General features: G+C 74.4%; 19 protein-coding genes and 1 pseudogene. 11 read left to right on the plus strand and 9 right to left on the minus strand.

The window, feature by feature from the left end; genetic code table 11:
* Window positions 1-219: 219 nt before the first annotated feature.
* From ACFWW8_RS19350 to ACFWW8_RS19365, 4 genes and pseudogenes are all read left to right on the plus strand, one after another.
* Window positions 220-1,509 carry a PP2C family protein-serine/threonine phosphatase gene (locus tag ACFWW8_RS19350; RefSeq protein ID WP_386530179.1) on the plus strand — a complete coding sequence of 430 codons (1,290 nt, stop codon included), beginning with the start codon at window positions 220-222 and terminating at the stop codon, window positions 1,507-1,509.
* 12 nt (window positions 1,510-1,521) lie between these two features.
* Window positions 1,522-2,093: pseudogene (locus ACFWW8_RS19355) on the plus strand (hypothetical protein); the annotation flags it as partial.
* Between the two features lie 258 nt (window positions 2,094-2,351).
* The gene (locus tag ACFWW8_RS19360) at window positions 2,352-2,606 is read left to right on the plus strand and encodes a hypothetical protein (RefSeq protein ID WP_386530180.1); all 255 of its coding nucleotides are present in this window, start codon (window positions 2,352-2,354) and stop codon (window positions 2,604-2,606) included.
* 175 nt (window positions 2,607-2,781) lie between these two features.
* Entirely contained in the window at window positions 2,782-2,928 is a 147-nt protein-coding gene (locus ACFWW8_RS19365; protein ID WP_386530181.1) for a hypothetical protein, read from the plus strand.
* A gap of 120 nt (window positions 2,929-3,048) precedes the next feature.
* On the opposite strand, the gene ACFWW8_RS19370 is transcribed toward ACFWW8_RS19365, so the two are convergent.
* Both ACFWW8_RS19370 and ACFWW8_RS19375 read right to left on the minus strand, forming a co-directional pair.
* Window positions 3,049-4,053, minus strand: a complete 1,005-nt coding sequence (locus ACFWW8_RS19370) for a BtrH N-terminal domain-containing protein (RefSeq protein ID WP_386530182.1) — start codon at window positions 4,051-4,053, stop codon at window positions 3,049-3,051.
* Between the two features lie 164 nt (window positions 4,054-4,217).
* Window positions 4,218-5,951 (minus strand): putative Ig domain-containing protein, encoded by a 1,734-nt coding sequence (locus ACFWW8_RS19375; RefSeq protein WP_386530183.1) that lies wholly within the window; start codon window positions 5,949-5,951, stop codon window positions 4,218-4,220.
* A gap of 656 nt (window positions 5,952-6,607) precedes the next feature.
* Between ACFWW8_RS19375 and ACFWW8_RS19380 the strand changes: the two genes are divergently transcribed.
* A complete protein-coding gene (locus tag ACFWW8_RS19380; protein ID WP_386530184.1) occupies window positions 6,608-9,376 on the plus strand; it encodes an AAA family ATPase in 2,769 nt (922 codons plus the stop codon).
* Window positions 9,377-9,421: 45 nt separating this feature from the next.
* Here the strand turns inward: ACFWW8_RS19380 and ACFWW8_RS19385 are convergent, their stop codons facing one another.
* Window positions 9,422-10,066 carry a CatB-related O-acetyltransferase gene (locus ACFWW8_RS19385; RefSeq protein WP_386530185.1) on the minus strand — a complete coding sequence of 215 codons (645 nt, stop codon included), beginning with the start codon at window positions 10,064-10,066 and terminating at the stop codon, window positions 9,422-9,424.
* 126 nt (window positions 10,067-10,192) lie between these two features.
* Window positions 10,193-11,029: an alpha/beta fold hydrolase gene (locus tag ACFWW8_RS19390; protein ID WP_386530186.1), complete on the minus strand. Its 837-nt coding sequence runs from the start codon at window positions 11,027-11,029 to the stop codon at window positions 10,193-10,195.
* A 149-nt stretch (window positions 11,030-11,178) separates the two neighbouring features.
* On the opposite strand from ACFWW8_RS19390, the gene ACFWW8_RS19395 reads away from it, so the two are divergent.
* The 4 genes from ACFWW8_RS19395 (at window position 11,179) to ACFWW8_RS19410 (ending at window position 14,451) form a co-directional block, all read left to right on the plus strand.
* Window positions 11,179-11,955 carry a TetR-like C-terminal domain-containing protein gene (locus tag ACFWW8_RS19395; RefSeq protein WP_386530187.1) on the plus strand — a complete coding sequence of 259 codons (777 nt, stop codon included), beginning with the start codon at window positions 11,179-11,181 and terminating at the stop codon, window positions 11,953-11,955.
* Window positions 11,952-13,124, plus strand: coding sequence for an MAB_1171c family putative transporter (locus tag ACFWW8_RS19400; RefSeq protein ID WP_386530188.1), 1,173 nt, complete (start codon window positions 11,952-11,954; stop codon window positions 13,122-13,124). Before ACFWW8_RS19395 ends, ACFWW8_RS19400 begins: the two co-directional genes overlap by 4 nt.
* A gap of 296 nt (window positions 13,125-13,420) precedes the next feature.
* Window positions 13,421-13,873: a helix-turn-helix domain-containing protein gene (locus ACFWW8_RS19405; RefSeq protein WP_386530189.1), complete on the plus strand. Its 453-nt coding sequence runs from the start codon at window positions 13,421-13,423 to the stop codon at window positions 13,871-13,873.
* Window positions 13,870-14,451 carry a toxin gene (locus ACFWW8_RS19410; protein WP_386530190.1) on the plus strand — a complete coding sequence of 194 codons (582 nt, stop codon included), beginning with the start codon at window positions 13,870-13,872 and terminating at the stop codon, window positions 14,449-14,451. The genes ACFWW8_RS19405 and ACFWW8_RS19410 overlap by 4 nt, the downstream gene beginning before the upstream one ends.
* A gap of 13 nt (window positions 14,452-14,464) precedes the next feature.
* Here ACFWW8_RS19410 and ACFWW8_RS19415 read toward each other — a convergent pair whose 3' ends face one another.
* From ACFWW8_RS19415 to ACFWW8_RS19435, 5 genes are all read right to left on the minus strand, one after another.
* Entirely contained in the window at window positions 14,465-18,115 is a 3,651-nt protein-coding gene (locus ACFWW8_RS19415; RefSeq protein ID WP_386530191.1) for an aminotransferase class I/II-fold pyridoxal phosphate-dependent enzyme, read from the minus strand.
* Entirely contained in the window at window positions 18,112-19,050 is a 939-nt protein-coding gene (locus ACFWW8_RS19420) for an NAD-dependent epimerase/dehydratase family protein (protein WP_386530192.1), read from the minus strand. The genes ACFWW8_RS19415 and ACFWW8_RS19420 overlap by 4 nt, the downstream gene beginning before the upstream one ends.
* 440 nt (window positions 19,051-19,490) lie before the next feature.
* Window positions 19,491-20,339 carry an endo alpha-1,4 polygalactosaminidase gene (locus ACFWW8_RS19425; RefSeq protein WP_386530193.1) on the minus strand — a complete coding sequence of 283 codons (849 nt, stop codon included), beginning with the start codon at window positions 20,337-20,339 and terminating at the stop codon, window positions 19,491-19,493.
* Between the two features lie 419 nt (window positions 20,340-20,758).
* A complete protein-coding gene (locus ACFWW8_RS19430) occupies window positions 20,759-21,526 on the minus strand; it encodes an NPP1 family protein (RefSeq protein ID WP_386530194.1) in 768 nt (255 codons plus the stop codon).
* 772 nt (window positions 21,527-22,298) lie between these two features.
* A complete protein-coding gene (locus tag ACFWW8_RS19435; RefSeq protein ID WP_386530195.1) occupies window positions 22,299-22,931 on the minus strand; it encodes a TetR/AcrR family transcriptional regulator in 633 nt (210 codons plus the stop codon).
* Between the two features lie 64 nt (window positions 22,932-22,995).
* On the opposite strand from ACFWW8_RS19435, the gene ACFWW8_RS19440 reads away from it, so the two are divergent.
* Together ACFWW8_RS19440 and ACFWW8_RS19445 are read left to right on the plus strand one after the other, a co-directional pair.
* Complete coding sequence (locus tag ACFWW8_RS19440) at window positions 22,996-24,615, plus strand: FAD-binding oxidoreductase (protein WP_386530196.1); 1,620 nt, start codon at window positions 22,996-22,998, stop codon at window positions 24,613-24,615.
* A gap of 207 nt (window positions 24,616-24,822) precedes the next feature.
* Window positions 24,823-26,544 carry a PP2C family protein-serine/threonine phosphatase gene (locus tag ACFWW8_RS19445; protein WP_386530197.1) on the plus strand — a complete coding sequence of 574 codons (1,722 nt, stop codon included), beginning with the start codon at window positions 24,823-24,825 and terminating at the stop codon, window positions 26,542-26,544.
* The last annotated feature ends 121 nt before the right edge of the window (window positions 26,545-26,665 follow it).

Consider the following 26,665-nt stretch of genomic DNA (forward strand, 5'->3'; position numbering starts at 1 on the left):
CCCGGAGTCGGTCCGGGTCGCCGTCGGAGCCCGGGTCTGCCCAGGTTGTTCCGGTTCAGCGCCAAACAACCCGTCAGTCTAGTGCGCCATCGAGAATCTTCCGCGTGACGTCTTGCCGGTGGCCGGGAGGGAACGGTATGGCGTCGCCTGCGGTCCGACGGTGTACGCGGGCGGGGACACGCGGCGCATCGCTCCGCGAAACGGGCGACGCCTGGTGGAATGCCTTCCTCAGCGGGCCGGGCGGAGGGACGGGGTGACGAGGGCGTCGTGTCGGAGGAGCCGAGCGGGCTGGAGGGGCGCCTGCGCGCCGCGGAAGAGGCACTCGCGCGGATCGGCACGTCCGAAGACGAGCGGGAGACCTGCCGGGAGCTGGCCGGTTTCCTGCTCCGCACGCTGTGCGACGCCGTCGCCGTGGACCTGGTCGTCCGGGGCTCGGGCATCAGCGGCCCGGGCCTGAGCCGCGTGGCCGAGGCCGGCGCCACCGGCCTGCTGTCGGCGGGCGCGGCGCCCGGCCCGGCGCCGGGGTCGCCGGCCGCCGGGGACCCGGACCGTTCCGCACGGGTGTGGACCGGGCGTACCGCCGGGGGCGGGACCGCGTACGCCGTCTCGGTGCCCCTGATCGGCCGGGGCGAGGTGTACGGGACGGTCCTCGCCGTACGGGCCCGCGAGGCGTTCGGCCGCCACGAGACGGCGGCGCTGCACTTCGCGGCCCGCGTGGCTGGCATCCACATCGGGCACGCGAGGCGGCTCGCGGCGACCGAGCGGACCGCCCTCGCACTCCAGCGTGCCCTGGTCGCCGAGCCGGGCCGGCCGCACCCGAACGTGGAGATCGCCAGCCGCTACCTGCCCGCCGGAGCGCGCGCCCTGGTCGGCGGGGACTGGTTCGAGACCGTGCGCCTGCACTTCGGCCGGACGCTGCTCGTGATCGGCGACGTCATGGGGCACGGCCTGGACGCCGCCGCGGACATGAACGCCTACCGCGCCACGCTCCGCGAGGTCGCCGCCACCGATCTCGCCCCGCACCGGGTGCTCGGCCGGCTGGACGCCCTGGCCGCGGCCGACGGGACCCGGCGCCCGGCCACCTGCCTGCTCGTACGGATCGACCCGGCCCGCGGCAAGGCCGACTACGCCAGCGCGGGCCATCTGCCGCCGGCCGTCTTCACCGGCGGCGGGCGGGGCGAGCTGCTGGACGTGCCGGTGGGCCCGCCCCTGGGCACGGGCTTCGGCGGGTACGAGGCGTACGCCCGGCCGATCGCCGCCGATCACACCCTGGTGCTGTACACGGACGGTCTGGTCGAGCGCCGGGGCGAGGACATCGACGTGTCCCTGGCCAGGCTGGCGGCGCTGCGGATGCCCGCCGGGGCCGGGCCGGCCGGTGTCGTGGACGCCGTGTGCCGGAACCTGGACGCGCCGCACGCCGAGGACGACGTCGCGGTGCTCGCCGCCCGGCTCCGTCCCCGACAGGCGCCCGGCGGCTCCGAAGGCCCGGCCGCTCCCGCCGGGGACTGACGCGGGCGTCAGCTGCTCGGCTCCTCGGCGATCCCCGCCGGCGGGCCCGCCGTGGGGCAGGTGCACCGGGCCCTGCCCGGCCTGTTCCCCGAGTGGGCGGTGCTGCGGCCCTCGTGGTTCATGCAGAACTTCACCGGCGGGCACGTCCATGCCCGGACCGTCCGCGCGGACGGGATCCTCCACGCCGCGGCCGGCGCCGGGCGCGTCGGCTTCGTGGACGCCGACGACATCGCCTCCGTCGCCGTCCACGCCCTCACCGATGCGCGGGCCCCGGACACGGACCTGTCCTCACCGGGCCGCAGACGCTGAGCTGTGACGACGTCGCCGCGGTCCTGTCCCAGGTCACCGAAGCGTTCGCCGCGATGCTCGCCGGCATGGACCGGTCGATCGCCGAGGGCGCCGAAGACCGCACGACCGACACCGTCGAACGCCTCACCGGCCGCCCGCCGGGGCCCTTCCGCGCCTTCGAGGAACGGGAGATGACAGGTGCTCAGCAGCAGCGCCGACCCGTCCCCGGCGGCCCGATGGCGCCGGAGCGACGGGGGCGCCGGTCCCGAGGTGCCGAGTGGGACGGGCGCGACTAGCCTTTGTGAGTGAGAGCCGCGATTGCGGAGCACGCCTGTGGCTGCCGGAGTTCCCGCACCCTGGGGGGCCGAGGGGCCGCTGCCCGCCCGGCACGCGCGTGGCGTACCGCCGCGCCGTCGGTGGAGACGTGCTCGATGCTCGCACGCACCACGCACGCGGCACCGCACACGACCCGCGCCGCACGCTGCGTCTGCGGCCGCGGCCACCCCCTTGATGCCCGGAGAGGCGTGCGGGAGGGTGGAAGGAAGGGCTATTCCATGCATGCACAGAGAGCGAAGCGTCTTTTCGTGGTCTCCGCCGCCGGTCTTCTGATGGCAGGTGGCGTGGCGCTCGGCACAGCGGGCACGGCCTCGGCGGCAACTCCCACCGCGGCCGTCAGCTACCTCAACGGCGGCGGCTGCGGCGATGACGACGACGACTACGGCCACGGCGGCTGGTACCACAACAGCGGCTGGGACGACGACGACGATGACTACGGCCACGGAGGAGGCCACGGCTGGGGCGGTCACTGACCGGGCCCGCTGAAGGCGCGGTGCGCGGACCCTCCGGGGCCCGCGCACCGCGGCGTTCGGCCGGGCCCCTGTGGGCGGCCGCAAGTCGGCTCGGATACCACGCGGGTTTGTTTCACCCGGTCGCGTCGGGGCACACGTCGTTTCACCACGAGTGACCACGCGCCAGGAGGGCCTCATGTCCGGACTACTCGCACGGATAAAGCAGTTCAGCCGCAGCCCGCAGGGCCGGCAGACCATCGAGTCGGTCCGTCGGGCCGCCGCCGACCCCCGCAAGCGGACGCAGGCCCGCGGGCTGCTCGGCCGCCTGCGCGGCCGCCGCTGAGCGTCCGGCGGTAGCGGCACGCGTCGGGAACCGAGCGGCCACCGGGAAGGGGGATGCCCACGGGCATCCCCTTCTCCTTTCCGGCGTCCCACGTCCCGGGCGTCCTGCTTCCGGCGCGTCCTACTTCTGGAGCGCTCGGACGGCCTGGCTCTCCAGATCCACGCAGCGGTCCACCCGCTGCGCGCACGCCTCGAAGAGTTCCCGCCGCGCCTCGGCGCCGGCGTCCGCGTCGGCGTCCCGGGCGAGCGCGGCCAGCTCCGACCAGTGGCGTGCGGACTCCCGGAAGAGGCCTGCCGCCTCGGGGCGCCCGACGAGGTCCAGAAAGTCCGCGTACAACGGCCGGGTCGCGCCCGGCGCGGTCCACTCCTCCTCCAGGCAGGTGTACAGCCGCCCGGTACCCGCGCGGAACGCGGCGGGCGAGCCGCCGAACCTGCGCTCCCAGCCCGTCCTGGTGGTCCGGTCGCGCAGCTGCGCCGCGAACTTCTCCATCCCGGTGAAGCCGAAGTTCACGTCGAACTGGTTCCCCAGGACGGGCCCGGTGAGGTGGGTGACGGTGAAGGCGATCGCCCCGTCCACGTCCGGCTCCCCCTCGGGCGGCCCGGTCGGCACGATCAGCTGGTGGCGGCCCTTGCGGTGGGCGGTCCAGGCGGCCCCGAACTCCTCGCGGTCGATGCGGTACGGGGTTTCGGCGCCGTCCTCGATGAGCAGGTCGTCGCCGTCGTACCCGGCGATGACGACGGTGTGGGGGTCGGCGCCGGTCATCTCGGCGGCCGGGTCGGGCTCGTGCCAGGGCAGGGAGGACCGGTCGACGACGCAGAAGGCGGGCTGGCCCTCGTCGAGCGCGGCCCGGACGCGGCCCCACCGGGGCTTCATCGCGCGCGTGGCGTCGTACGGAACGCCCAGGCGGCCCAGCGCGACCTGCACCCAGGGCTCGGGGTGGGACTGGGCCACGATCGTGGCCATGGGGGTGAGGCCCTCGTACTCGAAGACGAAGTACATGAATCCGATCCCCCCGGCCAGGCCGGCGACGAGTTCCTCGTCGTGGGCACTGCCCAGGGCGTGCCGGATCAGGGAGGCTTCCCGGTGGCGTCCGGTCCCGAAGTCTTCGTACACGAGCACAGTCATGCGGCAAGCCTAAGGGCTGTCCCGACGCGCGCGGCAGCACGCGGCAGGCGGTGCTCCGGTGGGAGCGCGCCGCCTGCCGCCCGCCGAGGGGTGCCCGGTCGGGTGGGTGGGCACCCCGGCGTGTCCGGGGCCGCCGGGTGGGCGGCCCCGGGTCGTGGGACGGCCTAGAAGTAGACGTTCCAGGTGAAGCTGACCGAGGCCGTCCTGCCCGCGCCGTCCGTGACCGTGAGGGTGCTGGTGCGCAGGCCCCACGTGGTCGGGGTCCCCGTGACGGTCCCGGTCGCCGGGTTCACGGTCAGTCCCGCCGGGAGGTTCGAGGCCTTGAAGGAGTACGGGGCGCTGCCGCCGGCGGTCCGGAGCGGCAGGGTGACGGGCTTGCCTATGGTGGCGGTCTGGTTGCCGGGGTTGGTCAGGGTCGGGCTGCCGGCCTGGCCGGTGGTGACGGTCCAGGTGAAGGTGGCGCTCCCGGTCCGGCCTGCCTTGTCGGTGGCGGTGACGGTGACGGTCGAGGTCCCGGCGGTGGTCGCGGTCCCGGAGACGGTTCCGGTCGCGGGGGCGATGGACAGCCCGGCGGGCAGACCCGTGGCGGACCAGGTGTACGGGGCGGTTCCGCCCTCGGCGCTGTTGCGCAGCTCGGCGGCGACGCCGACGGCGGTGGTCTGCGCAGACACGGCCGCGACGGTGACGTTGCCGGGCTGCGGGGTGGAGGTCACGAGGCTGGCGCCGAAGCGGGTGAGGGCTTCGCCCACGGGCTGGAAGATGGTGAACTTCTCCCCGCTGCCGGACGTGCACGTGGCGCTGCCGCCGCCGGAGTGCAGGCCGACGGCCTTGCCGCCGGTGGCGGTGACGTAGGCGCCTCCGGAGTCGCCGCCGGCGGAGCAGGCGCTGGAGTAGGAGAGGCCGTCGATGACGACGTTGCCGTAGTCGACGCTCTGGTCGACCTTGGTGACCTCGCCGCACCGCAGGCTGGTGGTCTGTCCGGAGCGGCAGATCGCGGTGCCGACGACCGCTTCGGCGGATCCGGTGACGGTGATGTCGCCCTGGCCGTATCCGGCGACGGTGGGGGCGAGGTTCCAGCCGGGCCGGTCGACGTCGACGATGCCCATGTCGCCCTCGCGGGCGTTGACGCTGCCGCTGCCGTTCCTGTTGGACGTGCCGACCCGGCTGCCGTCCTTGCCGTAGGCGGCCTGGTTGGCGTCGTTGGTGCAGTGGCCCGCGGTCAGGAAGGCCTTGGCTCCACCGCTGGTCCGGGTGACGGCGAACCCGATCGAGCAGGGGCTCTCCGTCCCGGGCGTCCACTTCTCCCCGCCGACGACGTCCGCCTGCTGGCGGGGGGTCTGCTCGGACTCGGCGATGTGTACGACGGGGCCCAGCGCGGCCACCCCGGCGAGGAAGTCCGCGGTGGGGGCCGTACGGCCGGTGCGGGCGACGGTGACCTCGACGCGGTTGTTGCGGGCGTCCGGTCCCCACGCGTGGACTCCCGGGACGCCGTCGCCTGCCAGGGCGGAGACGCTCCGGGCGGCCGCGGCCAGCTCGGCAGGGGTGTGTGCGGCCGGGTGGACGACCGCGCCGGCGGCGCGGGCGGTGTCCGCGTCGGCCCGGTCGGCGACAGCGGCGTTCAGGGTGCCGGAGGCGGCGTCGAACCACAATCCGGAGACACGGTCGCCCAGTTGGGCGCGGACGCGGGTGGCGACCAGCCCGGCCGCCGCTTCGTCGGCGACCCGGCGGCGCACCTCGCCCGCGGAGAGACCGAGATCCCGCTGCATGGCCTTGCTCACCTGGGGAGAGACCGGGGGGCCGGGGTCAGCCTGGGCCGCCGGGGGCAGGGCGGCGAGGGCGGCCACGGTGACGACGGTCGCGAATCCGGCCAGCAGGGGCCGTGGGGGGAGAGCACGCACGGAGGTGTTCCTCTCGGAGGGGGACGCACCGGCTGGGACACCGGTGCGGGCCGGGACCCGCACGCCGGGGAGGCGGGCGGGCGGCCCCCGGATGGGACCCGGAGCCGGCGAGGCGGTTCGGAGGCCGTCCGGGGGTGGCCCACACGTTCCGCCTGTCGACGGGTTGCGGGCATCGGAGGAATCCCTTGCACCGGGGCGGACTCGGGGGTGTCGTCACCGTCATTCCGCAGGCCCGGAGGGCGGGCCGCCGTGCGGTGTCCGGTGCGTGCGCTCGCACGGCGGAGGGTCGCCCGCGTACCGCATGTGTACGGGTGATCCGACAACGCGGCGGGCGTGCCGGGCGCCGCACGGCGGGGACGGGTTCGACGACACCCGCGAGGGGAAACTCCACCGCCGCCGGAGGCTTCACCGGCGGTCCGGCGGTCCGGCGGTCCGCGCGGAACACGGTGAGCCGCCCGGCCGGACTCCCCCGGGCCCGCCTGCCCGGGGTGGATCCGCCGGCCCCACTCCGGCTCCCCCGGGGCCGGGACGGCTCACCGCACCCCCACGATGCGGGGCCTCGCCCGCTGTGCCATCAGGGGAAACCCTTGACCTGGCGCGACCGCCGCCCGGCGGTTGTCAGGGCGTACGGGCCGGTCCTACCGTGCCGTGGTGTGATGGACGTCGAAGAGGCAGCGGGCCCCGGTACGGAGTTCTCCTCCTGGCGGGGCGCGGTCCACGAGGTGGTACGGGCCCTGGCCGGCGGGGGCCGGGTCACGGTCACCGGCGTCTGGGGGTCGGGAAAGACCACGCTGCTGGGCGAGGCCCTGGACGAACTCGGCGGCGGAGAACGGTTCGTGGTGCGGGTCAGGTGCGCCGACGCGGACCGGGCCCACCCCTTCGGCGCCGTGGCACAGCTGCTGTCGGCCGTTCCCCCGGAGGCCGTCGCCGGGCTCCCGTCCGGCTGGCGGGGGGTGGTGGAGCGGCTGTTGCACCGGTCCGCCGACGGCCCGCCGGGGCCGGAGGAGATCGCGGCGGTCCGGCTCGCGGTGGCGGGCCTGCTGGGGTCCGCCCCCGGCTTCGTCCTCGCCGTCGACGGGGTGCAGTGGCTGGACGCGGCCAGTGCGGACGTCCTGGGCTACGCGGCCCGCTCGGTGGCAGCGCGGCGACTGGCCGTCGTGGTGGGCGAACGGGCGCGGGACGGCCGTGGTGCGGCCGCGCGCCTGCTGGGCGGCCATCCCGTGCACGTCCCGGTCCCCGCGCTGGACGTGGCGCGCACGGCGGCGGTCGTGGTCCGGCACGGGCTGCCCCACCGGTGGGCGATTCCCGTCCACCAGAGCTGCGGGGGCCACCGGCTGCTCACCGAGACCGCGTGCGCCGCGCTGGCCCGGCAGGGTCCGGGCAGCCGGTCCGCACTCGTCGTACCGCGCGCGGCGGTCCGGGCCGCGGAGGCGTGGCTGGCGGATCTGCCCGCGCCGGTCCGGGCGACCCTGCTGGTCGCGGCCCTGGCCCAACGGCCCACCCTGGCGCTGCTGGAGCGGGCCGGGTGCGGCGGTGCCGAGGACGAGCTGCGGCTGGCTCAGGCGGCGGGCGTCCTCCACGACGGCCCGCCGGGGGCGGTGCGGTTCACCGCGCGGGTCCTGGCCGACGCCGCGGTGAGCCTGGCGGGCAGAGCGGAGCGGGTCGCCGCGCACGGCGCGCTGGCCGGAGCGGTGGCGGACCCGGTGCAGGTGGTCCGGCACCGGGCGCTGGGCCGGCGGGACGCCACCGACCAGGGTCTCGCGGAGGACACCGCGGAGGCCGCCGGGCAGGCCCGGGAGGGCGGCGAGCGGCAGCAGTCCGCGGAACTCTTCCTGCTGGCGGCCGAGTTGACGCCGCTGTCCCGGGCCCGACTGCGCCTGGAGCGCTACCTCGCCGCGGCGCGGGAAGCCGCCGCGGCCGGGGACAGCGACCTGGCCCGGCAGGCGGCCGAAGCCGTCGCCGCGTCGCGGCCCACGCCGGCCGAGCACGTCGCGGTGCTGCTGGCCGTCGTCGACTCCCACAGCCAGGCCCTGGCCGGGGTCGAGGGGACGCTCGAACGGTGCCGGCAGATCGCCTCCGGCGACCCGTGCCTGCTGGCCTCCGTGGAGCTGCGCGCCGCGATCGCCGCCAACGTGTCGCGCGGCGACCCCGACGCGGCGCTGCGGGCCGCCACGTCCGCGGCGGGACTGGCCCGGGCCGCCGGGCAGCCGCGGCTGGAGGCGGCGGCCCTGACCATGCGGGCCCGGATGGAGCGGGTCCTGCGCAGCGAGGACTGCGCCCGTACCCTCGGCCGTGCGCTGGCGCTGAACGTGCCCGCCCACGCGGACGGGATCGGGAACAGCCCCCAGTACCTGGCGGCCCGGCACGCCGTCTTCGACGATCGGCTGGAGGAGGCCAGGACCCGGCTGACCGCCCTGCTGTCGCTCGCGGAGCTGCACGGTCAGAGCGAGGACCTCGTCGACATCTGGCGCAGCCTGGCCGAGGTGGAGGCCCGCAGCGGCGCGTGCTCCCGGTCCCTCGCGTGGGCGGACAGGGCCCTGGAGGCCTCGCTCGCCGCCGGCCTGTCCCTCGGTCCGGCCTGCTACACGGCCGCCCTCGCACAGAGCACGGGCGGTTCGTTCGCCGCCGCGCTGCGGTACGCGGCCTGCGGGGAGCGCGCCGCGCGGGAGGAGGGCGACGTACTGCACCGGGAACGCAACCTCTGGGTCGCGGGCGCGGTCCGGCTGCAGACGGGGGACGTGGACGGGGCCGTCGCCGCCTTCGCCCAGCTGGTCCGGGCCGAGGGCGGTCGGCGGCCCGCCGACCCCTCGGTGTTCCGCTGGCAGCCGGACGCCGTCGAGGCGTTCGCCGCGGCGGGCGAGACCGGGCCTGCGCACGACCTGCTGCTGAGGCACGAGGACGCGGTACGGGAGGACACGGCCACCGGGGCCGCGTGGACGCGGGCGCGGGCGTTCCTGCTTGCACGCGCCGGTGACACCGACCGGGCCGTCGTCCTCCTGCGGCGGGCCGACGGGGTGTTCCGCCGCAGCGGGCTACCCGTCGAAGAGGCGCGTACGCACCTGGCGCGGGGGCGGGTCGAGCGCGCCCGGCGGCGCCAGGCGGCGGCCCGCGGCGCGTTCGAGGAGGCGGCCGCCCTCCTCGCGGAGGCCGGGGCGGCGCCGCTGCTGGCCACCGCGCGGGAACACCTGGACCGCCTGGGCGGCAACGGCCGGCCCGGGGACCGCCCGGCAGGCCGGGCGGAGCTGACCGAGTCCGAACTGCGGCTGGCCGACCTGGTGCGCGGCGGCGCCAGCAACCAGCACGCGGCGCAGCAGATGTACCTCTCCGTGAAGACGGTCGAGGGCATGCTCAGCCGGATCTACCGCAAGCTCCGGATCCGCTCCCGCACCCAGCTCGCCTGCGTCCTGGCCGACCCGCCCGGGTGAGCCGTGGCGCGGGCCGGGGTGCGCGTCCGGGTGCGCGACCGAGGCTCAGGCCCGGGGCGCGGCGGCCTCCAGCGCTTCGACGGTGCCGGACATGACGGTCCGCAGGTGGGCGGTGAGGTGCTCCGCGGGCCAGTCCCACCACGCGACGGACAGCAGGCGGGCGACGTCCGCGTCGCTGTAGCGGGTGCGGAGGAGCCGGGCCGGGTTGCCGCCGACGATGCCGTAGTCGGGGACGTCGTCGACCACCACCGAGCCGGAGGCCACGACGGCGCCGTGCCCGATGCGCACGCCGGGCATGACCGTCGCCCCGTGTCCGAACCAGACGTCGTTGCCGACGACGGTGTCGCCCCGCCCCGGAAGCCCGGTGATCAGGTCGGCGTGCTCGGACCAGGAACCGCCCATGATCGGGAACGGGAAGGTGGAGGGTCCGTCCATGCGGTGGTTGGCACCGTTCATGATGAACCGCACGCCGGTGCCCAGGGCGCAGAACTTCCCGATGACGAGCCGCTCCGGCCCGTAGTGGTAGAGCACGTTGCGGGTTTCGAACGCGGTCGCGTCGTCCGGGTCGTCGTAGTAGGAGTACTCCCCGGCCTCGATCAGCGGCGAGGTCACCAGCGGTTTCAGGAGCACCACGCGCGGCTGGCCGGGAATCGGGTGCAGCACCGTCGGGTCGGCGGGCAGGTGGTTCACGGCGGTCGCTTTCGACGTCGGACGGGGCCTCGACGACAGTACCCCCGGGCGGGCGCCCGGGCCCGGGCGGCGGTGCCGGGGCCCCGGGGGGTGCGTCCTACCCCGCGCCGTGCCCCGCGGTCTGCCTCACACCGCGCCCTGCCCGGCGGCCGGCCCGCGCAGGAAGTCGACCAGCAGCGCGTTCACGGCGTCGGGGCGCTCCATGCTGGGGAGATGGCCCGCCCAGGGGAGTTCGAGGTGGCGGGCGTCGGGCAGTTCGTCCGCCAGCCGGACGGCGATCGCCCGGAAGTCCGGGAGGTCGTAGCGGCCGGAGACGAGCAGGACGGGCGCCGTGATGGCGGACAGCTCGGTCCCGGCCGGGCGCGACCCCGCGCCGTCCCCTCCCCCGTTCCCGTCCGCTGCCTCTTCCTTCCCCTCCTGTCCTCCCGACCCCTCCCGCTCGGCGGCCGCCAGCTGGACGGCGAAGGCATGGCCCTGCATCCGGCGCACCTTCTCGCGGGTCGCCCCGTCGGCTTCGGGACCCAGCCAGGTGTCCACGTTGAGCGCGGTCGCCCCGGCGACGTCGCCGGCTTCGATCAGCGCATCCTCGCGCGCGCCGAACGCCCTCAGTTCGGCACCGGGCTCGTGCCCCGCCAGGGCGGTGCACAGCAATGCCAGCGAGGTCACCCCGCGCGGTCTGCGGGCCGCGATCTCCAGCGCGACCCTGCCCCCTCCGGACGCCGCGACCAGCGCCGCCCGCTCGACGCCGAGCAGGTCCAGGAGGTCGGTGACGTCCCGGGCGTCGTCGTACGGCCCGGCCGGTACCGGACTCTGGCCGAAACCGCGGAGGTCGCAGCGCACCACGCGGTGCCCGGCGTCGACCAGGGCGGGGATCTGCGGGTCCCACATCCGCCGGTCGCACACCGTGGAGTGCAGCAGGACCACCGTCGGACCGCTCCCGGCCACATCGTGCGCAAGTGTCATCGGGCCACTCTAGGCATTCGCGACCGGGCCCACACCCGGGTTTTCCCCGCGCCCGGCAACGCTCCCCGCTGGCCGGATCGCACCGGTCCGCCGGGGGCCCACGAGCGGCTCCACGTACGGCCGTTGTCGTCGCCGGGTACGGTTCCGGCATGGACGTTTCCGCATCAAGTTCGACCGCCGACCACGCGACGCGGGCCGCGGTGATCAAGGACACCGCGCGTCAACACCTGGTGAAACTGGGGGCCGGGGGCCTGTCGGTGGCCGCCGTCGCGCGCGACAGCGGCCTTGCCTCCGCCGATGTCGAAGCCCTGTTCCCGCACCGCGACGACCTGTTGACGGCGCTGGTCATCGACGCCTACAACGCGTCCGGCGCCGCCATGGAGCGCGCCGACGCGACCGCGGCTGACGCCGGGGCGTCGGCGGGCGCCCGGCTCCTCGCGGTCACCCGCGCCCTGCGGACGTGGTCCTTCGACCACCCCGCCGAGTTCACCCTGATCTACGGCTCGCCCGTGCCGGGCTACCACGCCCCGCACGACACGGTCCCGCCCGCCTCCCGCACGCCCGCGGTGCTCGGCGGCATCGTGCGCGCGGCCCTGGAGGGCGGCGAGCTCACCCCGCCCCGCCGTGCGGTGCCGGGTCCCCCGCTGCTGCTGCCGGCGGCCGTCGAGCTCTTCGGCGGCACGCCGGGGGCTCCGTTCTCGGACATCATCGAACGCGGCATCGTCCTGTGGAGCAACCTGATCGGCCTCCTGGTGTTCCAGGTCTTCAGCCGCACGCACGACAGCGTCCGGGACGAGGCCGCGTTCTTCGACTACGCCATCGCCGTCGCCGCGGAGAGCATCGGCCTCGAAGTCCCCCCGGGCGAGACCACCGACTGCCCCGGACCGTCCGCCGCATCGCGGCACGTGCAGAAATCCAGGACGTGAACACCACCAGAACCCTCTGCTTCGTCATAGCGGCGCTCTCGTCGTACGTCGCGCTCGCCTACCGCCTCTCCCAGGCACGGCGCGGTTGGCGGGACAGCGCCTATCGCGCGCTGATCGCGACGCTGTTGCTGCAGTGCCTCACCTTCACGATGGGCGCCGTCGCGATGGGCGGCGAGAGCTTCCTGGGGGTCGGGAACCTCGCCATCCTCGTCATGCACCTGGCGGCGGTCGCGTTCTGCGTCAGCGCGCAGGTCATCCTGCTGCGGTGGGCCGCCGCGGACGAGGTGGCCGTGCGCAGGACGCGCTACTGGGTGGTCACCGGCATCACCCTCGACCTGCTCCTGACGGCGCTGTTCCTCCTCGCCGACGGCCCCGGTCTGCCCGCCTCGGAGTTCGACGGCACCAGCCGGCCGCTGACCCTCACCTACCTCCTGGTCTTCGTCGTGTCCCAGGCGGTTCCCTGCGTCACCATCTTCCGCCAGTGCGGCCCGTACGCCCGGATGACCGACAACGCCTCGCTGCGTCAGGCCCTGCGGATGCTCTCCGTCGCCGCGGTGATCCTCTTCCTCTACTGCACGGCCAGGACGGTCAACATCCTCACCGCGGCGGCCGGTGTCGACATCGGCGCCTGGAAGGTCGCCGCCTCCGTCTTCAGCGCGTCGGGGATCGTCCTGCTCTCGCTCAGCCTGACCATGCCGTCGTGGGCCCCGGCGGCCACCCGGCTCCTGGTCTGGGCCCGCACCTACCGCGCGTACCGGGCGCTCTACCCGCTCTGGCGGGACCTGTACGAGTCCTCTCCGGACATCGCCCTGGAACCGCCGGGCGCCTCGGTGTCGGACCTCGACTACCGGCTCCACCGGCGGATCGTCGAGATACGGGACGGCTGGCGGGACCTGCGCCCGTACATCGACCGCACGGCAGGGGACGGAACCGGCCAGGGCGGCGCGAGCGATGCGCCCGGCAGGGAGCCGAGCGAGGAGTCGCGGCAGGCGTTCACAGAAGCGGCGCAGATCAAACGGGCCCTGGTCGCCAAACGGACCGGCACCGTCCCGCACGACAACAAGGACGCCGGCGATTTCAACGACCGCGATACGGACAATTTCACCGCGGAAGTGGCCTGGCTCACCCAAGTGGCGGCCGCCTACAGTAAGCTCCACAGCGCGAGTTGAGAGCTCCCGCCCGGTTTGCATCCCCCGTCAAACCGGGCGGGTCCCCCGTTCCCCCCGCTTGCGCGGGCCAGAACGAGGGGCTCCCGCCCGGACTGGTCCGGCCCATCCCCCGAGGGCCGGGCCAGTCCGTTTTCACCGCCGCCAACTTGGCAACCCCCGTGAGTCAAGTTAGCTGGCAGCTATCGGCGAGACCCAACGTTGGCGGAGTCACGGCCAATTGTCAACTGACCGCTAATCTGTGAAACTGACGCATAGCCAAGGGCTATGCCGAGGAGGTGACGGGAGGAAGATTCACCATGACCGAGACCGATGCCGAGAGTGACGACCGGCCCCTGCTCGCAGTGCGCCTCGACGACCTGTTCAAGACGGTTCGTCCCAAGGGCAAGCACTGGACCAATGCCGAGGTGGCGGAGGAACTGAAGCGGGCCAGCCCCGAACTCAAGGTCGGGGGCGTGTACCTGTCGCAGTTGAGGACGGGGAAGCGGGCCAATCCCTCGCCCGACCTCCTGGCCGCCCTGGCGCGCTTCTTCGGCGTCTCGGTCGCCTACTTCTTCGACGACAAGGTCGCCGAGTCGGTGCTGAGCGAGATCGCCGCCATCGAGGCGTTGCGGCAGTCCGGCGTCCGGGCCGTGGCGATGCGGGCCGCGGGGATGAAGAAGGAGAACCTCCAGGCCATCACGGCCATCATGGACCAGTACCGGCAGATGCAGGGCCTTCCCCCCGTCACCGACTCCTCGGCCCCCTCGTGAGGGGCGCCTGGAAGGAGCGGTCGGCCGGCCAGGACCGCCGCAGCCAGCTCAAGAAGCTCCGGAAGGCCGGTGCCCGGCGGCTCGCCGACCTCGGGCTCCCCGAGGTGGCCGACGTGAACGAACTGTGCCGCCACCTCGGCGAGGTGCGCGACCGTCCGATCACGCTGGTCCCGATGCAGATGCCCTCCTCGCATCCCTGCGGCATGTGGGTCGCCGCACGCGACGAGGACCTCATCTTCTACGACGCCAACACGACCGGCGCGCATCAGGAGCACATCATCTTGCACGAGCTCGGGCACATCATCTGCTGCCATCGGGGCGCGGGCGGGCTGGACGAAGCCGCCTCCCGCCTGCTCTTCCCCAACCTCGACCCCGAGCTCGTACGCGACATGCTGCTGCGCGCGACGTACGACGACGTCCAGGAGCAGGAGGCGGAGATCATCGCCTACCTCCTCTCCCAGCGGATGGGCAACGCCGAGCAGCGGCACGCCGCGCCCCCCGCGCCGGATGCGGGCGAAGCCGACGGCGACCCGGGCAGGACGGCCATGCTCAGCCGGATCGAACGCACCCTCATCTGAGATGGCGCGACCGTTACCCGGTGGCCGCCACCTCCTCGGCCAGGATCGACACGGCCCGGCGGATGTCGTCCTCGCCGTGCTCGCTCGTCACGAAGAAGCGCAGCCTCGACATCCCCTCCTCCACGGCGGGGTGGAAGATCGGGTCGGCGATGACACCCCTGTCGAAGAGCCGGCCCGCGACCCGCAGGGTCCGCGCCGAGTCTCCGAGGATGCAGGGCACGATGGGCGTCTCGGCGCTGGAGCCCGTCGACAGTCCGGCAGCGGAGGCCAGGCCCAGGAACAGGGCGGAGTTGCGGCGCAGCGCGCGGACCCGGTGCGGCTCCCCGGTGATCAGCTCGGTGGCGGCCAGTGCCGCGGCGGCGTTGGCCGGGGTGAGACCGACGCTGTAGACGAACCCCGGGAGGGTGTGCCGCAGCCAGCGCACCATGCGGACCGAGCCGCCGAGGTAACCACCGCAGCTGGCGAAGGATTTGGACAGGGTGCCCATCCACAGGTCGACGTCGGAACGGTCGACGCCGAAGAACTCCCCGACGCCTCGGCCGCGTTCGCCCACGGTGCCGATGCTGTGCGCCTCGTCCACCATCAGCAGGGCGCCGTGGCGCTTCTTGATCTCGATCACGGCGGGCAGGTCGACGAGGTCCCCGTCCATGCTGTACGCGCCCTCGACGGCGATCAGCACCCGGCGGAACCGGGGCCGGTTGATCCGCAGCAGGTGTTCGAGCTGATCGGTGTCGTTGTGGGCGAACGGCCGCCGTGCCGCCCCGGACAGGGCGCAGCCCTGCAGGATGCTGTCGTGGGCGAGCGCGTCGTGCAGCACGAGGTCCCCCGCGCCGACCAGGTGCCCGATCGCGGTGACGTTCGTGGCGTGGCCGCTCACCAGCGTCATGCAGTCCCCGACGCCGAGGAAGCCGGCCAGGGCCCGCTCCAGCCGCACGGTCAGATCGCGTTCGCCGGAGAGCACCCTGCTCGCGGAGACCGAGGAGCCGTACCGGTCCACGGCACGGTGCACGGCTTCGTTGACGGCCGGATGGCCGGAGAGTCCGAGGTAGTTGTAGCTCCCGAAGGACAGGTATGCGCGTCCGCCGATCACCGTCGTGTCGCGGACGGTGCCCTCGTGGACGCGGAAGTACGGGAACTCCTCCCCCGTGCCGGTGATCGCGCTCAGCCGCTCCTCGAACCGGCCCACCTCCGGGAAGGCGTCGACGGTCGCCGTCTCGGCGCCCCAAGGGGGCAAGGCTTCGGCGGGCAGGGCTCCGGCGGGTTGGAGTTCAGCGGGACGGGGTTCAGCGGGCCGGGGTCCGGCCGGATCCACCGGTCCGGTGCGGTCCACGCGTGCGGCGTGGTCCGGGTCGACCAGTGTGATCAGCCTGCCGACGGTGAGACCGGGCGAGAGCAGCTCCTCGGTCCGGAAGCCGGGTATCCGCTTGCCGATGCCGGCTTCCAGTTCCAGCAGCATCAGGGAGTCGAAGCCGAGATCGGTCACGAGTGTCATCCGCTCGCTCAGGTCGGAGAGCGGGAAGACCCCGGTCCGGGAGACCTCTTCGAGCACGACGGACGCGGCGGACACGACCGGTTCGACGAACGCGACGGGCGCGACGGGCACGGAGCCGGCGGGTGCGGCGGGCGCGGAGCCGGCGGGTGCGGCGGGCGCCGAGGCGGGGCGTGCCCCGGCGGAGCGCTGCGCCGGCACCCGTTCGGGCCGGTCCACCGGTGCGGTACCGGCGCCCTCGGCCCTCGCGCGCGCCGCCTCGTCCACGACCCAGTGACGGCGCGGGGCGAGGGGACTCGGCGGCAGGGTGTACGGGGGCCTGCGCTCCGTCACCGGTCGCAGGCCCCTGCCGGTGACGGCGCGCACCGCGAGCCGGGCCGGATCGACGAACCGTTCCTCCTGCGGCGGCGCCCCGACCGCCCGTGCGACGGCATCCGTCGGTGCGACGGCCGCCTCCGGTCCGCCCGGGTGGACCGTGCCGACCGCCAGCCCCGGCCCGAGCTCGCCGGTCCGGCCCGCCGTCAGGGCCTCCGCCGCCGCTGAGAGTCCGGCGACAGCGGCGTCGGCGTCCTGGGCGACGAGGGCGAGGCGTTCCGTGAAGGCCGCCCGTCGGGCCAGGGTGTCCGCCACCCCGGCCGGCGAGAGCCCGTCCTCGGCGATGGTGCGTGCCAGGTCCCGCGCGTACCGGGCCAGCCCGTTCCGGTCCCGGGCGCTGAGGACCAGGAGCTGCGGCCCCGCGGCGGGTGCCGGGGGCTCCGGCGGCCGGTGGACCGCCGCGACGGATTCCTCCACCACCAGGTGGACGCCGGTACCGCCGAAGCCGAAGGCGCTCACCCCCGCCCGGCGCGGCAGGCCGTCCGTCGGCCACGGGGTCGGCTTCGTCGGGACGGTCAGCCGCGCGGCGTCCATCGCGCAGGCGTCGGCGGGGTCGAAGTCGGGCTGCGGGGGAATCACACCGCGCTGCACGGCCAGTACGGACTTGATGAGCCCGGCCATTCCTGCGGAGTTGAGCGAGTGGCCGACCACCGCCTTCACCGCGCCGAGGTAGGCCGGTGCGGCGTGGTCCGCGCGCAGTTCGCGCAGGACCGCCAGCTCGACGGGGTCGCCGACCGACGTGCCGGTGCCGTGCGCCTCCAGGTAGCCCACCGCGCCCGGAGCGAGGCCGGCGTCCCGGTAGGCGCGGCGCAGGGCGCGGAGCTGACCGGCCGCCTGCGGGTGCATCCCGCCCTGCACGGTTCCGTCGTTGGCCGTTCCCACCCCCCGGATCACCGCGTAGACCCGGTCGCCGGCCGCCAACGCGTCGGCCAGGGGCCGCAGTACCAGCACTCCGGCGCCTTCCCCGAGGACGAAGCCGTCTGCCTGCGCGCCGAACGGCCGGCAGCTTCCGCTGCGCGAGAGGGCACCGATCCGGCAGAGGCCTATCAACAGGTCGGGGGTGAGCACCAGTTGGGCGCCCCCGGCGAGCGCGATGCGTGAGCGGCCCGCACGCAGCGCGTGCACGGCGTTGGCCACAGCCATCAGCCCGCCGGAGCACGCGGAGTCCAGGGCGTAGCTCTCGCCGTGCAGGTCGAAGACGGAACTGATGGTGTTGGGGCCCATGTTGAGCAGAAGTCCCGCCACGGACGAGCCGTGCAGCCCGTCGACGGCGCGGACCGCGTCCGGCAGCAGCGGATCGGCCACCCGCGCGCCGAACTCGCCGCCGGCCAGCTGGCGCGCGCGTATCCGCAGGGTGCTGAGCTCGCGGTAGCCGCTCTCGGTGAGCGCGGTGATCACCGAGGTCTCCTCGCGGTCGAAGCCGTCGGCTTCCCACCCCGTGTCCTGGATCGCCTCGCGCGCGAGGTCGATCAGCAGCCGGTGCTGGGGGTCCATCGCCCTGGCCCGGCGCGGCGGGATGCCGTAGTGGGCCGCGTCGAACAGGTCGACCCCGGGCAGCAGCGCCATGGTGTCCGTGTAGGCGGACGAGGTGTCCCTGAGGCTGTCGCCGAGGAACGCGGCGGTGTGCCACCGCGTGTCCGGGATGCGGGAGAACTGTGCCCGCGGGGCCGTCAGCAGCCTCCAGAACTCGTTCACGTCTCGCGCCCCGGGGAACCGGCACGCCATCCCCACGATGGCGACGTCGTCCCGCCGCGCTCCGTCCCGGTCCGCCGCGGGACCTCTCCCCTGGAGTGAGGTCATCCGCCCGCCCGCCGCTCGCGCCACCAGTCCACGGTCGCCTTGACCTGCTCGTCGACGGGGGTGGCCCGTACCGCGAAGGCGCCCTCGTACGCACTCGAATCCACGACGAAGGGCCGGTCGAACTGGTAGCGGACCTCCCCCAGTTCGCGGATCAACGGCGAGACCAGCGCGGCCACGGCCAGGATTGCGGACGGGAGTCCGCGCACGGCGACCGGACCGCTTCCCGCCTCGGCGGCGAGGCGGTCGGCCATGCTCCGTACGGACTGCGCGGGGGCCGTCGGCACGTGCCAGGGCCGCCCCCAGGCCCGCTCGTCGCCCGCGACCCGGGCCAGGGCCTCGGCCACGTCGGGGAGATAGGTCCAGCTGTGCGGTGCGTCCGGGTCGCCCAGGGTGGAGACCGGCTTTCCGCGCAGGATGCGCGGTACGACCCGCCCGGCCAGGTGGCCGCCGTCGGTCACGCCGGGGCCGAAGAAGTCCGAGGCCCGCACCTCGACGGCCCTGATCCGGCCCTGCTCGTGCAGTGTCCGCGCCTGCTCCCACACCGCGGCCCGCACCTTCCCCTTGGGGCCGGTCGCCGCGAGCGGCAGCTCCTCGGTAAGGGGCCCGTCCACGGGACCGTAGCCGTAGAGGTTCCCCAGCAGGACCAGTACGGCCCCGGTCGCCTCGGCCGCGGCACACAGCGACGAGGCCAGCGGCGGCCAGTCCACCGCCCATCGCCGGTAGGGCGGCGCCGCGCAGCTGTGGATCGCCACGGCCCCGCGCGCGGCCTCGATCAGCCGCTCGGTGTCGGTCGCGTCCAGCGCGACGTGCTCGATCCCGGGTTCCGGACTCCGGCCGGAGGTGGTGACGACCCGTACTGCATGGCCCTGCTCGGCGAGCAGCCGGGCAGTGGCGGCCCCCGCGGGCCCGAATCCAACAACGATATGAATGCTCACGCCCGCACACTAGCGCGAACGACCGACATCGAAGTGCGCCCGAATCAGCGCCGGTTGACCCCGGGAAGCCCCTACGGCACCAGGCCCGACCATCGAAATCCAGCCTTCCCGTGCACCGTTGCCAACCGTAACGAACCCCTTCCCGTCGGCCCGTCGATCCGACCGTCCGAGCAGCCCGCACACCCGGACCGCACCCCGGGGCGGCACCGCCTCGCACCCGCTCACATCACGCCACGGTCGCGGGTTCGCGCAGCTTTCCGCGGGGCCGTGCGGCCCTGGTCGGAGGCTCCGGCGGCGTTCGGCTGGGGTGGGCACGCGAACGGGGAGGGAGGTCGGTTCGACACGGGTCGACTTCCGACGTCCTGGACCGACCCGGCCGAAGGAGCTGACGGGCCCCGCCCGCGGAGGGGGGAGGCGGGGCCCGTCCGCCCGCCGGCCCGTCAGCAGGACCGGTAGCGGTAGCCGCCCGAGCCGGCCGCGGAAACGGCAAGGTCACGTTGGACGACGGAGAGCTTCCCGCCCCAGGCGGAGCACGCGCGGCTGTAGCCCGAGGACTCGTACTCGATGACGAACACGCGGTTCGCGTACGCCTGCGCGAAGTCCCCGCACTCCTCGTACTGGCCGCACTCCTCGGCCACCGCGAAGTCGAAGCCGACCTTCTTCCGGTCGGGAAGCATCTCGACGGTGTTCTTCTGGCCGATGGCCAGGCCCTCGGCGTGCGCGCGGTCGGCCAGGAGCTCGGCGAAGGCAACGTTGTTCGCCTTGGTCAGGCGGCCCTTGGAGCGGCCGAAGGAGTCGAGGTTGTCGGGTTCGACGGCCTGGTAGCCGCTGCGGGCGCAGCCGGCGACCCAGTCACCGACGACCTTCGCGAGGCGGGTGCGCTTGTCGGCCGTGGACGTGTCGAGGAGGGCCTCGCCCCAGTCCTCGTCGAGGACGGGCTTCTTGGCGCCGTCGCGCAGCACCAGGTCGGGGTGGTTCCTCTGCCACCAGCCGAGGGAGTCGGGCTGGGCCTGGAAGGCGTTGACGTAGCAGATGTTGTACAGGCCCGGGGCGGGCTGGGCGGAGCGGTCGCGGGAGACCACCCGTACGCCCTCGGGCGGTGTGTACGCCCCGCCGATCTGGTAGTCGAAGGCGGCGTTCGGCGTGGGGAGCCGCGGCGTGGCGCTCGGGCCGGCGGACGCCTGGAAGAGCGTCAGGCCCGCTCCGAGGGCGGCGACCGCGCCGACGGCGCCGGCGGTGGCGAGGGGGCGCTTGCGGCGCAGGAAGGGGGGTGCGGAGTGCTTCGGCACACGTTCTCCAGTGCGGGGTGCGTTTTCGTGTGCGCATCCTGCGTCAGGGATCGTGAGGAATTCATGAGGCGGGCCGATTCCGGGGTCCGGCGCGCCGCCCCCCGGGCACGCCGCGCCGCCCCCGGTCCCGGTACGAGGCGGAAGCGGGCTCGCCGCGCGCGTCGGACGGTGGCGTCTGGTGGCCTCGTCATCGTGGAGGCCGGTGAGCTGAATCCCGGCGTCCGTGGAGCAGATGAGCGAGGTGCTGAACGCGGCCCGCCGGCCCCTCTCGTCCTACTCGGCCGGGCGCCGGGAGCCCGGGCGGCGGGGCGCCGGGAGCCCGGGCGGCGGGGCGGCGGGGCGGCCGGGCGGCGGGTAGGCGGGTAGGGGCCGACCGGCCGCGACCCGGCAACGCGCAGGGTCGCGCACGGGTCGGACGGTTACGCGTACGGGTCGAAGGGGATGCCCGCCGGCTTGGCCTTCGCCAGGTGTGACGCGAAGGACCCGTCCTTCAGGCCGAAGTGCGCACTGCCGAAATCGGCCTGGACGAGCTTGTCCCGCAGGTTGGCGGGGTATCCCGACCAGCCGACGAGCGCGGGGAACTGCCAGGCGCGGCGGTGGTTCTCCGCCGGCTCGTCGTTGGCGTTCGCCGCACGGAAGCAGTGCGTGCCGACGCCGTCCTTGTGGTAAACGATCTTGGGATGGGTCCCGTCCCAGCGGATCTGGTCGCGCGCGTGCAGGTTGAAGTCGCCGTGCGCGGAGGTCGCCACGTACTTCGCCTCGTTGCCCTGGATCCACACGACGACGTGCTCCCAGTCGTGGCGGTGGCCGCCGAGGCTGATGCCGGGGATGGCCTGGTCCTTCTCGAAGTACAGGCCGTAGATCACGGCGCACCAGCCGTTGTTGCAGGCCCAGCGGGAGTATCCGTTGGTGTTCTCGAGGTCGGAGGCGTCCCTGCAGTTTCCGTTGAGGGCGCCGGTGGGGTTGAGACCGGTGTTCAGGACTCCCCCGGGCCCGATGGCGGGCGTCGGGTAGCACCCGTCCGTGTCGTAGTCGAAGGCGGGCTGGAAGGTCAGCTCGATCGCCTCGGCCCGGGACGGAAGCGCCGGGGGTGGGGCCGCGAAGGCCACCTGAGGGACGGCGACGACCAGCGCGAGGGCGGCGCCGACGACGACTAACGATCTCTGAATGGGACGGTTCGTCCACACAACAGGCCTCCTGTGCAGTCCAGTTCGAGCGCGGCGAGCGAGCGCACCGCGGTCACCGGCCACCGGCGACCGGCACGCCGGGAGCATCATTCGCGAACCGGAGCGGCACGGCAAGGGCCCGAGCGGCGCCACTTCCTTCCCGGGCGCACATCAGAACAGGGGCGAGGAGGACTGGAGTTGATGAAACGTCAGCGCAGTATGAAGCGTCAGCACAGTACCGTCACGCCCCTAGACCCCAGGGGCCGGGCAATGGGAGGCCGTACGCCCCCACGACAGCGACCGCACGGAATCGGATCACGTCGCACCGGTGCGTCGGAGGCGGAGACGTGGCACGCCTCGGAGCGGTACGCCCGACACGGGAGAGCCCCGCGGCGCGGAACGCGCACGCGGGGGCGGCCGTCGCGCGGCCGGCGTCAGACGGTGTTCATCAGGATGATGGCCAGGAGGTCCAGGAGGATGACGGCGACGACGATGCCGATCGTTAGCCAGGCCCTGCGTGATTCGTCCATGCCTACGCGCCACCTCCCGCTCGTCCGCACCCCCGGGCACGGTCCGGCGGCCGCCCGGGAGGCACCGCCGGTCTCCCGCCATCATGACCCGGTTCCGCCCGCTCGACGAACGGGACCTGGAGGCACTGGGGCCCGTGTGGCGCAAGCTCAAGGGCGAGGGCGTACAGCGCGGGCGGTACGCGGGGGACCTCCCGGGCGGAGCCCCCGGCCGGGCCGCACGTACTCCTCCGACCCCGGCCAGGCCTCGCCTCCGGCGCCCGGGGTCAGCCGGAGTGGCCGTCGGAGGTGAGGCCCCCGGCAGCCGCGAAGAGGCGCGCGCAGCGCTGCGTCATGGCCGCCGGGGTCTGCTCCGGGTGCTTCACCCACCAGCGGACGAGGGTGGCGACGAGGTCCCGCCAGACGTACGTGAGCGCGTCGGCGTCGAGCGGGTCGGTGGACCCGGTCGTGCGCAGCAGCTCGGCGGTGCCGTCGGCGGCGAGCCGGTCGATGGCCGCCCAGTACTCCGCCGCCCGCCGCGCGGCCTCGCCGCCGGTCGGCAGGGTGGTGTCGTACAGCACGAACCAGGCTTCACGCTGCCCTTCCAGGGCGGTGAAGATGCTGTGGAGCACGCGCAGCGGGGTGTGCGCCGCGGTCCCGTCCGGCCCCATCGCGGCGCGGATGGTGTCCAGGAGCCGGTCGCCGACGGGGATCAGGCAGGCGAGGTACAGGTCCTCCTTGGTGCCGACGTACTGGTGCAGCAGCGTCTTGGTGACGCCGACACGCGCGGCGATGGCGGGGAGCGACGCGGCCGCGTAACCGCGGGTGCCGAACTCCTGCGTGGCGGCGTCCAGCATCTGTTGCCGGCGGTGCTGCCGCGGGACTCCCTTGGTGCCGGCTTTCGAAGGAGGGGTTGCCATGGGCAGATATTATCAGTAGGTAATTTACCCCTAGGTAAATTACGGCGACCCCCTGGAGCGCACCATGGCCGGCACCCCGACCCGTCCCTCGTCCCGCACCCGCTCGTGGTGGGGCTGGGGCTGGGCGGACGCGCATCCCGACGACGCCGAGTGCACCGCGATGAGGACCCTGGTCCCCGGTACCCTCGCCCGCCCGCTCCCCGTGCCCCGGGTCCGCGACCTGGGCATCGGCGCCCCGGCCGTCGAACCTCCGCGGAGCCTCGCCCACCTGGTCGCCACCGACCCCGGCGACCGCGCCGCGCACGCCATGGGCAAGGCGTACCGGGACGTCATGCGCGCCCTGCGCGGGCGGCCCGGCCGCATACCCGACCTCGTCGCCCGCCCGACGGACGAGCGGGGCGTGGCCGACCTGCTGGACTGGGCCGGTGAGCGGCTGGTCGCGGTCGTCCCGTACGGCGGGGGGTCCTCGGTCACCGGCGGCGTGGAGTACCGCGGCGACGCCCACCGCGCGGTGGTGTCCCTCGACCTGACCGCCATGGGCCGCGTCCTGGAGGTCGACACCGAGGGCCGGGCCGCCCGCATCCAGGCGGGCACGCTCGGGCCGAGCCTGGAGGACCAGCTCCGGCCGCACGGCCTCACCCTGCGGCACTTCCCGCAAAGCTTCGAGTTCTCCACGCTGGGGGGCTGGGTCGCCACGCGTGCGGGTGGTCACTACGCCACCGGCCGCACGCACATCGACGACTTCGTGCAGTCGCTGCGCGTCGTGACCCCGGCCGGCACGAACAGTTCCTGGCGGCTGCCCGCCTCCGGTGCGGGCCCCTCGCCGGACCGCCTGTTCCTGGGTTCCGAAGGGGCCCTCGGCGTGATCACCGAGGCCTGGGTCCGGCTCCAGGAGCGGCCTCGCCACAAGGCGTCCGCCGCCGTCGCCTTCACCGGTTTCCACGACGCGCTCCGGGCGGTGCGGGCCCTCGCGCAGTCCGACCTCTCCCCCGCCAACTGCCGTCTGCTGGACGCCGGTGAGGCGGCGCTGGCGGGGGCGTCGCGGGACGGGTCCGCCGTACTGGTCCTGGGGTTCGAGTCCGCCGACGAACCGGTGGACGTCCGGCTCGAACGGGCCGTCGACCTGGCCCGTTCGTACGGCGGCCGCCACGGCGGCGGGACCGGGGGGACGGGCGGGACGGGAGGGGAGGGCGCGGCAGGCGACGGCGCCGTGGGCGCCTGGCGCTCGGCCTTCCTGCGGATGCCCTACCTCCGCGACGGCCTGGCCCGGATGGGGGCCGTCGCGGAGACCTTCGAGACGGCCGCGACCTGGGACCGGATTCCCGGCCTGATCGACGCGGTGCGCACGGAGGTCGGGGAGGCGGCGCTCAAGGCCACCGGGCACCCGGCGACCGTCAACTGCCGCCTGACGCACGTCTATCCAGACGGCGCCGCACCCTACTTCACCGTCTTGGCCGCGGGCCGTGCCGGCGACGAGGTCGCTCTCTGGGACGACCTGAAGGCGGTCGCGGGCGAGGTCCTGCACCGGCACCGGGCCACCATCACCCACCACCACGCCGTCGGCCGGGACCACCGCCCGGGCTACGACCGCCAGCGCCCCGAGCCCTTCGCCCTCGCACTGCGGGCCGTGAAGGGGGCGCTCGATCCGCGGGGCATCCTCAACCCGGGGGTGCTCGTGGGCTGAATGCGGCCGCGGGCGGGCCCGCCACCGGCCGCCGCGGGTACCCGGGAGACCGGGCCGCGGCCTGACCCTCGGTCCGCCGGGGGGGGCGGCGCGCCGCCTCATCCGCAGGCGGGGGTACCGCATGACTTGTACGGTCGACGAGAAGCACGAGCGGACATCATGCGACATGGCGCCCCCATGCTGCCTTCTGCCGGCCAGTGAGGACTGATGACTCCCTCGATCCCGCAGGATCCGGACGCGCTCAAGCAGTTCCTCGCCCGGGAGATCGCGGCGCTGCGCGCGACGGCCGGACGGGACGCGGGGGTGAGGCTGAGCGACGGACATCCCCCTCTCACTCCGACGGACCACCCGGCCGGGTCCTGTGCCTGCGGCGGAAGCGAGGGGCCGGAGCACTCCTGCGGTGACGGGCCGGAGGGCCACGATCCGTTGGCCTGCCTGTGCGCCACGCTCCCCGCCATTCCGGTGTCCGCCGCCCTGCTCGTACCCGTGCGCGACGATTCCGGCCGGACCGTCGACTTCACCGTCAGGGCCGGCAACCACGTCCGGTCCGCCCAGTGGATGGAGGCCCCCGACCACCACGTCGGCAGACGGCTGCGGGAGGTCCAGCCCGGAGCTGCGGCCGGCGGCCTGATCGACGCACTGGCCGACGTGCTCGGCACCAGCCGCGCGATGCGGGAACGGGCGGTCGACTACACCGAGCAGCGCGTCGACGGGCTGCACCGCACCCAGCTGCTGTACGACGCGGCCTCCTGCGGGGACGGCGTACTGGCGACGTGGCGGCCCGCCCGCAACCGGATGGAGCTCCTGTCACTCGACGCGCAGTACATCGCGTCGATGGGCTGGGGCACCTGGGACCTGTTGTCCGGCGCCACCACCTGGTCGGAGGGCCTGGCCTCCCTCTTCCGCACCGACCCGGCACGGCCTCTGTCCCTGGCGGAGATGTGCGACGCCGTCCTGCTGGAAGACGTACCCCGGTTCGCGAAACTGCTGACCGCGCTGCTCGACGGGGAGGAGCCGCCGGGAACCGAGGTGCGCTTCGGCGTGGTGGGCGAGATCCGCACCCTGCACCTGGTGGGCCGCCCCGTCGTCGCCACGGACGGCCTGGTGTGGTCGGTGCACCTCATCGCGCGCGATCTGACGGCGCAGGTCCGCAGCCGGCAGCGGCTCGCCGCGAGCCGCCGGCAGTCGGAACGGCTGCGCGAGGAGGCCGCGGCCGAACGGCGGGTGGCCGCCGCCCTGCGCGAGGCGCTGCTGCCCACGCACTCCGCCGAACTCGCCCGGCTCGGCCTGTCCGTGGCGGCCTCCTACGTGCCGGCGGAATCGGACGCGGCCGTCGGCGGCGACTGGTACAAGTGCCGCCTGCTGCCGGACGGACGGATCCTGCTCGCCATCGGTGACGCCTCGGGCCACGGGCTGGGGGCGGTCGCCCGGATGGCGCAGCAGCGCCACGCCCTCGCGGGGCTCGCGCACGCTCCGGGCACCCACGCCGGCGAGCTGACCACGTGGCTCAACGAGCTGCTGTGCGGCGATCCGGCGGCCGAGACGGCGACGGCCATCATCGGGCACATCGACGCCGAGCGGACCTTCCGCTGGGCCTGCGCGGGGCATCCCGCGCCCCTGCTGCTCCGCGACGGGCGGGCGTCGGTCCTCGACACGGGCCACCGCGGCCCGCTCTTCGGCATGCTGCCCGGCTACGACTACTCCACGGCCACCGTCACCCTGCGACCTCGGGACCTGCTGCTGCTGTACACCGACGGCATGGTCGAGCGGCGCGGGGAGGACATCACCTCCGGCATCGAGGCGCTGCGCACGGTGGTGGAGGCGTGCGAGGGGCTCACGACCCAGGAGGCCCTGGACCGCATCATGGCCGCGTACACGCCGGAGACCCACGAGGACGACACGTGCCTCGTGGCCGTTCGCCTCGGCTGACCGCCTCGCCCCCGCCTCAACGGCGCTCTCCGGCCCCGTTTCCGGCCGCCTCACTCGACCCGCGTTTCGAACGCGCTTTTGTGGCCAGACGCTTCGAGGAAGCATGCGTTCGATGACCTGG

Source organism: Streptomyces sp. NPDC058701 (assembly GCF_042715295.1).
Taxonomy (GTDB): domain Bacteria; phylum Actinomycetota; class Actinomycetes; order Streptomycetales; family Streptomycetaceae; genus Streptomyces.

Bases quoted from the DNA above. Each gene is read 5' to 3' on its own strand.
- ACFWW8_RS19380 (WP_386530184.1), top strand. From the start codon at position 6,608: ATGGACGTCGAAGAGGCAGCGGGCCCCGGTACGGAGTTCTCCTCCTGG.
- ACFWW8_RS19405 (WP_386530189.1), top strand. From the start codon at position 13,421: ATGACCGAGACCGATGCCGAGAGTGACGACCGGCCCCTGCTCGCAGTG.
- ACFWW8_RS19360 (WP_386530180.1), top strand. From the start codon at position 2,352: ATGCATGCACAGAGAGCGAAGCGTCTTTTCGTGGTCTCCGCCGCCGGT.
- ACFWW8_RS19350 (WP_386530179.1), top strand. From the start codon at position 220: ATGCCTTCCTCAGCGGGCCGGGCGGAGGGACGGGGTGACGAGGGCGTC.
- ACFWW8_RS19435 (WP_386530195.1), bottom strand. From the start codon at position 22,931: ATGGCAACCCCTCCTTCGAAAGCCGGCACCAAGGGAGTCCCGCGGCAG.
- ACFWW8_RS19365 (WP_386530181.1), top strand. From the start codon at position 2,782: ATGTCCGGACTACTCGCACGGATAAAGCAGTTCAGCCGCAGCCCGCAG.
- ACFWW8_RS19395 (WP_386530187.1), top strand. From the start codon at position 11,179: ATGGACGTTTCCGCATCAAGTTCGACCGCCGACCACGCGACGCGGGCC.
- ACFWW8_RS19445 (WP_386530197.1), top strand. From the start codon at position 24,823: ATGACTCCCTCGATCCCGCAGGATCCGGACGCGCTCAAGCAGTTCCTC.
- ACFWW8_RS19415 (WP_386530191.1), bottom strand. From the start codon at position 18,115: ATGACCTCACTCCAGGGGAGAGGTCCCGCGGCGGACCGGGACGGAGCG.
- ACFWW8_RS19390 (WP_386530186.1), bottom strand. From the start codon at position 11,029: ATGACACTTGCGCACGATGTGGCCGGGAGCGGTCCGACGGTGGTCCTG.
- ACFWW8_RS19440 (WP_386530196.1), top strand. From the start codon at position 22,996: ATGGCCGGCACCCCGACCCGTCCCTCGTCCCGCACCCGCTCGTGGTGG.
- ACFWW8_RS19370 (WP_386530182.1), bottom strand. From the start codon at position 4,053: ATGACTGTGCTCGTGTACGAAGACTTCGGGACCGGACGCCACCGGGAA.